The organism is Acetobacter indonesiensis, from assembly GCF_000963945.1.
Lineage (GTDB): Bacteria > Pseudomonadota > Alphaproteobacteria > Acetobacterales > Acetobacteraceae > Acetobacter > Acetobacter indonesiensis.
Genome location: NZ_BAMW01000048.1, coordinates 1 through 1,759, shown reverse-complemented (window position 1 = coordinate 1,759; position 1,759 = coordinate 1). Strand labels below are relative to the sequence as shown.

The 1,759-nt window shown below is 43.7% G+C and carries 2 protein-coding genes; both read right to left on the bottom strand.

Annotation, left to right across the window (positions count from 1 at the left end; translation table 11 throughout):
• Positions 1-245 precede the first annotated feature (245 nt).
• Positions 246-476, bottom strand: coding sequence for a hypothetical protein (locus Abin_RS16185; protein ID WP_371862254.1), 231 nt, complete (start codon positions 474-476; stop codon positions 246-248).
• A gap of 496 nt (positions 477-972) precedes the next feature.
• On the bottom strand, positions 973-1,323 hold the full coding sequence (locus Abin_RS11690) for a hypothetical protein (RefSeq protein ID WP_048847141.1): 351 nt from the start codon (positions 1,321-1,323) through the stop codon (positions 973-975).
• Between the last annotated feature and the right edge of the window lie 436 nt (positions 1,324-1,759).

Below are 1,759 nucleotides of genomic sequence, written 5' to 3'. Positions count from 1 at the left end.
TCAAAGCCGCGTCAAAAAAATCACATACCCGCACAAAACCGTTACTAGCCATCCCCCCCCCCGGAGATACGCCTGGAGTGTATTGCGTGACAGTCCCGTCCGGTGCTCAATCTTGCGGATCGGAAGATCGTCTTGGCAGTGCTACGGCACGGGATCACATTAAGAGGCTCAATGTCAATCACTCTTCAACCCCCTTGCAGATGATGCTAGGGAGTGTGGAGGCATGGGTCAAATCTCGATGAAAATCAACAGTTAGAGCCTTTGTCCAGATCAGGGCGGAAGACTTCAAAATTCACAGTCTGGGAAAACGCTTCAAGCTGGTCACCAAGCCCACTCAATCGAGCAACCCGCTCTTCAAAATCAAAGAACAGGGCCGCTTCATATCGCCATTCCTCCAATAAAAATCGAAGAAATGAAATCACAGAGAGAGTCTCAAAAACCAAGAGTTTTTTAGAACCCTCCACCCGTGCCACCATGATGATTGAGCAAGTTAATCTAACCTACCAATATGCACTGCTTTCTACTTTGGAAGCGGATTAGCGCCGCAAGGTAGCAATCTAGAACACCATATTATCCGCTTTACTCCCTAGGCAGAGCGAGTATCGTCGCAAAGAACCATCAACATCCATCCGTTGAGAGCCAAGTCAGGACATCATCGCTTCAGTCGACGGTTCTTCGATCCCTTCTTTCTTTTCGCGCCATACATCCCCTGAGCGGGAATCACTCTTCCGTGTCGAGAGAAGTGTCCGGCTCTCGATGATCATGGTGCCATTCTTCTGCATCCTCTTTCATCAGAAGAAGGTATAGAATAATCAGAAACCATTCTTCGTAACTGACATCAGATGGATACGGCCTACGCGCAGTAATCATCCATCTTCACTGCATCACTCAGACACGAAAGTACATAATACCCTCTAGCCGCCCCATTACTCTATTCAATGGCAACAAAATTTTTTGATCCTTTAAACTATGTTATGTTGGATAATTTGGGTTGTATCCAAATTTCAACATATTGTTTTTCAAATAATTACTTGAATTACAACAATTCTGCTGTTTAAAAATTTTTTTGCAAAAATAGAGAAAATCATAAACGCTTAAGGGGCGAACAGAAGATAGTTCACTTGCCTTAAATAACCATCCCGATATACACGTTTCCTCTAAAAACTGATTATCACCTGAGAATATTTTATCAACATATTTTAATATAATATTATATATAATAGCCGCCTCTTCCCTGCCGCATTCTGTTTTCGGATAATACTTCGATTTTGATACTTCCCAATTATTTATTATATCCTCAATAATTTTTATATTTTGATCCATCCCATACTCTCCTTGCTATTCTTACATTACACTATAATAGTATTTTATAAGATTAATAGCAATAACTTGGAGAGTTATAAGCTGGGCTTTGATGGTTTTAAGTGTTGAATCGAATGTGAATAAACGTCGGATTGCTGTGCGCCTGTGGTGAGGCGAAGCTTCCCTGCGAAGGAATCTGAAGGATGACCCGTGGAGAAAGATGTCGGATTTAACAGGATAGCCGCGTGACGGGCGCCGTTCCGGGCGGCTTTCACAGCACCGACATGGCGCCGGGTTCTCATTCTGGCTGTATACGGACTATCTGTTCCGCTCTCCGTGCAATGGGCCTGGATGACGTGACGGATTTCTCTTCTTTTCATCTCTTCCCCGAACTGCAATCGCTAGTGGACTAGTAACGGTTTTGTGCGGGTATGTGATTTTTTTGACGCGGCTTTGA

Coding starts and splice junctions, on each gene's coding strand:
- Abin_RS16185 (WP_371862254.1), bottom strand. CDS start 476: ATGGTGGCACGGGTGGAGGGTTCTAAAAAACTCTTGGTTTTTGAGACT.
- Abin_RS11690 (WP_048847141.1), bottom strand. CDS start 1,323: ATGGATCAAAATATAAAAATTATTGAGGATATAATAAATAATTGGGAA.